This is a genomic window from Streptomyces sp. NPDC004561, from assembly GCF_053602155.1.
In genome coordinates, this window is record NZ_JBSGDB010000406.1 from 1 (window position 1) to 7,972 (window position 7,972).

At 74.1% G+C, this 7,972-nt stretch carries 3 protein-coding genes; all 3 read left to right on the forward strand.

The annotated features are described in order from the left end of the window. A partial coding sequence (locus ACWEN3_RS35815; RefSeq protein WP_452979669.1) for a beta-ketoacyl reductase occupies positions 1-1,013 on the forward strand: 1,013 nt, incomplete at its 5' end. Between the two features lie 32 nt (positions 1,014-1,045). After that, positions 1,046-6,517 carry an SDR family NAD(P)-dependent oxidoreductase gene (locus tag ACWEN3_RS35820; RefSeq protein ID WP_452979671.1) on the forward strand — a complete coding sequence of 1,824 codons (5,472 nt, stop codon included), beginning with the start codon at positions 1,046-1,048 and terminating at the stop codon, positions 6,515-6,517. Positions 6,518-6,551: 34 nt separating this feature from the next. Beyond that, positions 6,552-7,972, forward strand: a 1,421-nt coding sequence (locus tag ACWEN3_RS35825) for a type I polyketide synthase (protein WP_452979674.1), incomplete at its 3' end; no start/stop codon positions are given.

A 7,972-nucleotide genomic window follows, 5' to 3' on the forward strand; every position in this document is an offset into this window, starting at 1 on the left:
GGGTACTGGTCCTGATCATGTCGGGATCGCTAGGGCCCCCGTTGTGTAGTGGCCTAGCACGCCGCCCTCTCAAGGCGGTGTTCGTCCTCTTCTCCTCGCTCGCGGGCACGCTCGGCACCCCCGGTCAGGCCAACTACGCGGCGGCCAACGCCTACCTGGACGCTTTCGCCGCGCGCCGCCGGGCCCAGGGGCTGCCCGCGGTGTCGCTGCCGTGGGGTCTGTGGCAGCGCACCGGCACCATGACCGAGGACCTCGGCGGCGCCGGCCGGACCCGGCTCGCCCGCGGCGGCGTGCTCCCGCTGTCCGACGAGGACGGCCTGGAACTCCTCGACGCCGCGCTCGCGCTGCGGGAGCCGTCGGTGGTGGCGGCACGGCTGGACCTCGCCGCCCTGCGGAACGCGACCGCACCGGTGCCGCCGCTGCTCAGGGCGCTCGTCGGCGGCCGGCCGCGGCGCGCCGACCGGGCGGCCTCCGTACCGCTGGCGCAGCGGATCGCGGGCCTGCCCGAGAGCGAGCGCGAAGAGGCCGTGCTGGAACTCGTCCGGTCCGAGGTCGCCGCCGTCCTCGGACACGGCTCGGCCAAGGCCGTCCAGCCCGACCAGGCATTCGGCGACCTGGGCTTCGACTCGCTGACCGCGGTGGAGCTCCGCAACCGGATGAACAGGGCCACCGGTCTGCGGCTGCCCGCGACGCTGGTCTTCGACCACCCCACGCCCGCCGTGCTCGCGCAGCGGGTGCTGAAGGACCTCCCCGGCGGCACGGCCGGGACGGCGCCGGTCTTCGACGAGCTCGACCGCCTCGCCGCCGCCCTCGACGGCGCCGGAGCGGACGGCGTCGACAACGTCACCCGAACCAGGATCAACATGCGTCTCCAGGTGCTGCTCGCCCGCTGGAACGGGAACGAGCCGGCCGATGCGGGAGGCGCCGGCGGAGCCGAGGACGAAGACGACCTCAGCTCGGCGAGCGACGAGGAGCTGTACGAGCTCCTCGACGACGAACTCGGCATCTCCTGAACTGCGCAGGCCAAAAGGGGCGGGCAACACCGATGACGAACGAAGACAAGCTCCGGGGCTACCTCAAGCGGGCCACCACCGACCTGCGGCAGGCCCGGCGGCGCGTGCGCGAGCTGGAGGCACGCGACCAGGAGCCGATCGCCATTGTGGGCATGAGCTGCCGGTTCCCCGGCGGCGTCGGCTCCCCCGAGGAGCTGTGGCGGCTGCTGGCCGAGGGCGGCGACGCGATCTCGCCGTTCCCCGAGGACCGCGGCTGGGACGTCGACGCGCTCTACGACCCCGACCCCGAGCGGCCCGGCAAGGTGTACACCCGCCAGGGCGGCTTCCTCCGCGACGCGGCGGACTTCGACGCGGACTTCTTCGGTATCTCGCCGCGCGAGGCGCTGGCGATGGACCCGCAGCAGCGGCTGCTGCTGGAGACCGCCTGGGAGGCCTTCGAGCACGCGGGCATCGACCCCGCCGGCCTCAAGGGCAGTCGCACCGGTGTCTTCGCCGGCCTGATGTACCACGACTACGGCTTCACGCCCGGCGTCCTCCCCGAAGGGGTCGAGGGGCTGATGAGCACCGGAAACTCCGGCAGCGTCGCCTCCGGGCGCATCGCCTACACCTTCGGCTTCGAGGGCCCCGCCGTCACCGTCGACACCGCCTGCTCGTCCTCGCTCGTCGCCCTGCACCTCGCCGTGCGGGCGCTGCGCGACGGCGAGTGCTCCATGGCGCTCGCCGGTGGCGTCACGGTCATGGCGGGCCCGAGCGCCTTCGTCGAGTTCAGCCGCCAGCGCGGACTCGCCCCCGACGGCCGCTGCAAGTCCTTCGCGGCGGCGGCGGACGGCGCGTCCTGGTCCGAGGGCGCCGGGCTGCTGCTCGTGGAGCGGCTGCGGGACGCCCGCAGGCTCGGCCACGAGGTGCTCGCGGTCGTCCGGAGCAGCGCCGTCAACCAGGACGGCGCGTCCAACGGCCTGACCGCGCCCAACGGCCCCTCGCAGCAGCGCGTGATCCTCGAAGCGCTGGCCGGCGCCGGGCTGTCCGCCGCGGACGTCGACGCCGTCGAGGCACACGGCACGGGCACCAGCCTCGGCGACCCGATCGAGGCGCAGGCGCTGCTGGCGACCTATGGACAGGAGCGCGAACGGCCGCTCCTGCTCGGCTCGTTGAAGTCCAACCTCGGCCACACACAGGCCGCGGCGGGCGTCGCCGGCGTGATGAAGACGGTGCTGGCGATGCGGCACGGCGTGCTGCCGAAGACGCTCCACGTGGACCGGCCGACCCCGCGGGTCGACTGGTCGGCCGGCTCGGTCGAGCTGCTGTCCGAGGCGGTCGCCTGGCCGGATACGGACCACCCTCGCCGGGCCGGGATCTCGTCGTTCGGGATCAGCGGCACCAACGCGCACGTCATCCTGGAGCAGGCGTCCGCACCGGAGCCGGAGGACCCGGCCGACGACACGACTGATGGCAAGGGTGCGGCCGAGGAGCTGATGCCGCCCCGGACCACGGTCGTGCCGTGGGTGCTCTCCGCGAAGACCGGGGAGGCGCTGCGGGAGCAGGCACGACGACTGCTGTCGTCCGTGGACCTCGCGGCCGCGTCACCGGCCGACGTGGGGTTCTCGCTGGCGGCCACCCGCTCGGCGCTGGAGCACCGGGCGGCGGTCGTCGGCGCCGACGGCGACGAGCTGCGCGCGGGGCTGACCGCCCTCGCGGCGGCCGAGCCCGCGGCACAGCTCGTGACGGGGCGCGCCGCGGCCGACCCGGGCAAGGTCGGGTTCCTGTTCTCGGGCCAGGGCTCACAACGGCTGGGGATGGGGCGCGAGCTGCACGCGGCGTACCCGGTGTTCGCAGCGGCCTACGACGAGGTGGGCGCTCTGCTGGACGCCCCGGTCGACGTCGATGCGGAATCGCTTCATCAGACGGGTTCGACGCAGCCGGCGTTGTTCGCCGTCGAGGTGGCGTTGTTCCGGCTGTTGGAGTCGTGGGGTGTCCGGCCGGATTACGTGGCCGGTCATTCGGTGGGTGAGATCGCGGCCGCGCATGTGGCGGGCGTGTTGTCGCTCGGGGACGCGGCGAAGTTGGTGTCGGCGCGGGCCGCGCTGATGCAGGCGTTGCCTGCGGGTGGGGCGATGGTTGCTGTGCAGGCGACCGAGGACGAGGTGCTGCCACACCTGACCGGCGAGGTCGGTGTCGCGGCGGTCAACGGCCCGGAGTCCGTGGTGATCTCCGGGGCCGAGGATGCCGTGCTGGAGATCGCCGAGGTCTTCACTCAACAGGGCCGTAAAGCCTCCCGGTTGAAGGTCAGCCACGCATTTCACTCCCCGCTGATGGACCCGATGCTGGAGGAGTTCGCGCAGGCCGTCAGTGGGCTGGTCTTCAACGAGCCGCGGATTCCGGTCGTTTCGAACCTCACCGGCCGCCAGGCCGAGTCGTACACCCCGGAGTACTGGGTCCGGCACGTGCGCGAGGCGGTCCGGTTCGCCGACGGCGTGCGCGCCCTGCACGAGCTGGGTGTGACCACCTTCGTGGAGATCGGCCCCGGGGGGGTGCTGAGCGCCCTCGCCCAGGGCTGCCTCGACGAGGACACGGACGTCGTCACCGTGCCCGCCCTGCGGACCGGCCGCCCCGAACCGCAGGCGCTCACCCTCGCCCTCGGACAGCTGCACGCGCACGGCGTCTCCCCGGACTGGCGGGCCCTGTTCCCCGGCGCCCGGCGTGTCGACCTGCCCACGTACGCCTTCCAGCGCGAGCGCTACTGGCTCGAAGGCACGACCGCGCCCGACGTCTCCGCGGCGGGTCTGGACTCCTCAGGGCACGCCCTGCTCGGCGCGGTCGTGGAGACAGCCGGGGCACGGGACGTGCTGTTCACCGGCCGGCTGTCCCCGGCCGACACGCCCTGGATCGCGGAACACGCGGCCGGCGGCGTGCCGGTGCTCCCGGTCGCCGCGTTCGTGGACCTCGCCCTGTCCGCGGGACGGCAGACCGGGTTCGCGCACCTGGAACAGTTGGACGTGGACGCCCCGCTGGTCCTGGCCGAACAGGGCGCCGTCCGCATCCAGGTGCGGGTCGGTGCGGGCGACGACGCCGACCGGCGCTCGGTGCGCGTCTTCAGCCGGCCTGCCGCCGACGGCGGCGCCGAGCCGTGGGTCTGCCACGCCACCGGAGAACTCACCCGGAACGCTCCGGCGCCGGAGTTCGACACGATGATCTGGCCGCCGACGGGTGCCGAACCCCTGGACGCCGAGGGCCGTCCGGGCCTGCGCGCCGCCTGGCGCGCCGGGGACGAGCTGTACGCCGAGGCCGCACTGCCCGTCGCGGAGCGGGACTTGGCGGACCGCTACGGCCTGCACCCCGTACTGCTGGACGCCGCCCTCGGCATGCTGGTGCCGGACCGCTCCGAAGACCCCGGCGAGCTGCTCATGCCCTACGCCTGGAGCGGCACGTCCGTGCACACCCCGGGGTGCGGCGCCGTACGCATACGCATCCGGCCCGCCGGCGACGACGCGGTGGCGGTCGAACTCTCCGACGCCGACGGCTCTCCCGTCGCCTCGGTCGCGTCCGTCCGGACGCGGACGATGTCCTCGCAGCAGGTGCTCGCTTCGCGCGTGGCGCACCAGGACCGGATGTTCGAGGTCGACTGGGTCGAGCACACCGCGGCTCCCGCTCCCGAGGCTGAATGGGCGGTTCTCGGCGACGCTGGGTCCCACGCCGACATCGACGCGCTCCGCAAGGCGGTCGACGGCGATGCGGCCACACCTGCCCACGTCCTGCTGCCCTGCGCCCCGAGCGAGGGCGATACCGCCGCGGCGACGCGCGGGCTGCTGGCCGGTGTGCTGTCGGCCGTGCAGGAGTGGGTCGCCGACGAGCGGTTCTCCGACGCGCGGCTCGTGGTGATGACGCGCGGAGCCGTCGAACTGGACGGCACGGCCCTGGACCTCGCGCACGTCGCGGTCTCCGGCCTGGTGAAGTCTGCCCAGATCGAGCACCCGGACCGGCTCCTGCTCCTCGACGCGGACGACTCGGTCACGGACGGCGGCATCGACCCCGCCCTGGCCGCGGCGCTCGCCGCTCTGGACGAGCCGCAGGCCGCGGTGCGCGACGGCAGGCTGTACGTGCCGCGACTCGCCCGGATCACCCCGCCCGAGGAGCCCACCGGTCACCCATGGGACCCCGAGGGGACCGTACTGCTCACCGGCGCGACCGGTGGCCTCGGACTGTCACTCGCGCGGCACCTCGTCGCCGAACGCGGCGCACGTAGGCTGCTGCTGGCCAGCCGCCGCGGCCCCGCGGCCGAGGGCGTCGGCGAACTCGTCGCCGCCCTCGCCGAGTTGGGGGCGCACGTCGACGTGGCCGCCTGTGACATCGCGGACCGGGACGCCCTCGCGGACCTCCTGGCCTCAATCCCCGCCGAACACCCGCTGGTGGCCGTGGTGCACGCGGCGGCCGCCCTGGACGACGGCGTGGTCACGACCCTGACCCCGGAGCGCCTGGACACCGTGCTGCGGCCCAAGGCCGACGGGGCGCTGCACCTGCACGAGCTGACCCGGGACCTGGACCTCTCCGCGTTCGTGCTCTTCTCCTCCCTGGCCGGAGTCCTGGGCAGCGCCGGCGCGGCCGGCTACGCCGCCGCCAACGCCTTCCTGGACGGGCTGGCACGGCAGCGCCGTGCCGCGGGCCTGCCCGGCACCTCGCTGGCGTGGGGCCTGTGGACGGACAACGGCGGCATGGGCGACCGGATCACCGACGCCGACCGCAGCCGGATGGGGCGGGCCGGAGTCGTGCCGTTCACCCCGGCGGAGGGGCTGGCCCTGTTCGACGCCGCCCTCACCGTGGACCGGCCGGTGATCGTGCCGGTCCGGCTGGACGTTCCGGGACTGCGCGCCACGGCCCGCGCCGGCATGCTGCCCGCCCTCTTCCGCGGCCTCGTGGGCGACACCGGCGCCGCGGCGGGCGAGGCCGCGGCCGTCGGGACCACGGCCCTGGCCCGCCGCCTCGCCGGGATGCCGGAGGCCGACCAGGAGAAGGCCCTGCTGGACCTGGTGCGCCATCAGGCGGCAGCCGCCCTCGGCCACGCCACCGCCGCCCGCATCGAGCCCACCACGGCCTTCCGGGACATCGGCTTCGACTCCCTGACCGCCGTGGAGCTCCGCAACCGGCTCAAGGCCGCGACCGGGCTCCGGCTCAAGCCCACCCTCGTCTTCGACCACCCCAACCCCGTGGCCGTCGCCCGGCTCCTGCACAAGGAGCTGGTGCTCGACCTCACCGCCGAGGCCCCGGCCGTGCTCGGCGAACTGGACCGGCTGGAGGCGCGGCTCGCCGCGCTCGCACCGGAAGACGCGGTACGGGACAAGGTCACCGCCCGGCTCAAGGCGCTGCTCTGGAAGTGGACCGACACCCACCAGGACACCGCGGCGAACACCGCCGACGCCGGCCCCGGCACCGACCGCGACCTCGACCGGATCGACGCCGCCACCGACGACGAGATGTTCGACCTCATCGACCAAGAGCTCGGGTCGCTCTGACTCTTCTCACGCACTGCTACCGAGGACGTAAAACATGTCGAACGACGACAAGCTCCGGGATTACCTCAAGCGCGTGACGGTGGACCTGCGCCACACCCGCAGGCAGCTGGGTGAGCTGGAGGCGAAGGACACCGAGCCCATCGCCATCGTCGGAATGGCCTGCCGCTACCCGGGCGGGGTCGGCTCGCCCGAGGACCTGTGGCGGCTGGTCGCCTCGGCCGGCGACGGCGTGTCCGACTTCCCCACCGACCGCGGCTGGGACCTGGACACGATCTACGACCCCCAGCCGGGACGGACGGGTCGCACCTACGTCCGCGAAGGCGGCTTCCTCCACGACGCCGGCGAGTTCGACCCCGCGTTCTTCGGGATCTCCCCCCGCGAGGCCCTGGTCATGGACCCGCAGCAGCGGCTGCTCCTGCAGACCTCCTGGGAGGCCTTCGAACGCGCGGGCGTCGACCCCGCCACCGCACGCGGCACCCGGGCCGGCGTGTTCGTCGGCACCAACGGCCAGGACCACGCCTACCTCCAGCGTCAGGGCGACAGCGACATCGAGGCCCACCTCGTCACCGCGAACACCGCCGCCGTGGTGTCCGGCCGCATCTCCTACGCCCTCGGTCTCGAAGGCCCGGCGGTCACCGTCGACACGGCCTGCTCGTCCTCGCTGGTGGCGCTCCACCTGGCCGCCCAGGCGCTGCGCCGCGGCGAGTGCTCGCTCGCCCTCGCCGGCGGCGTGACCGTGATGGCCACCCCGAACACCTTCATCGCGTTCAGCGCGCAGCGCGGCCTGTCGCCCGACGGCCGCTGCCGCGCGTTCTCCTCCACCGCCGACGGCACGGGCATGTCGGAAGGCGTCGGCGTGCTCCTGCTGGAGCGGCTGTCCGACGCCCGCCGGCTCGGCCACGACGTGCTCGCCGTCATCCGCGGCAGCGCCGTCAACCAGGACGGCGCCTCCAACGGCCTCACGGCCCCGAACGGCCCGGCGCAGGAGCGCGTGATCCGGCAGGCGCTGGAGAACGCGCGCCTGACCGCCTCCCAGGTCGACGCGGTCGAGGCGCACGGCACGGGCACGACGCTGGGCGACCCGATCGAGGCGGAGGCGCTCCTCGCCACCTACGGCCAGGAGCACTCGGGGGACCGGCCGCTGTGGCTGGGATCCGTCAAGTCCAACATCGGTCACACGCAGGCGGCTTCCGGCGTCGCCGGTGTGATCAAGATGGTGATGGCCATCCGCAACGGCGTCCTGCCGCAGACGCTGCACGTGGACGAGCCGACCGCTCAGGTCGACTGGTCGGCGGGCGGCGTCAGGCTGCTGACCGAGGCCGTCCGGTGGCCCGGGTCGGACCACCCCCGCCGCGCCGCCGTCTCGTCCTTCGGCGTCAGTGGCACCAACGCGCACACGATCATCGAGCAGGCCCCGGCCCTCGACGAGGAGCCCGTCGCCGAGCCGGCCGGGGC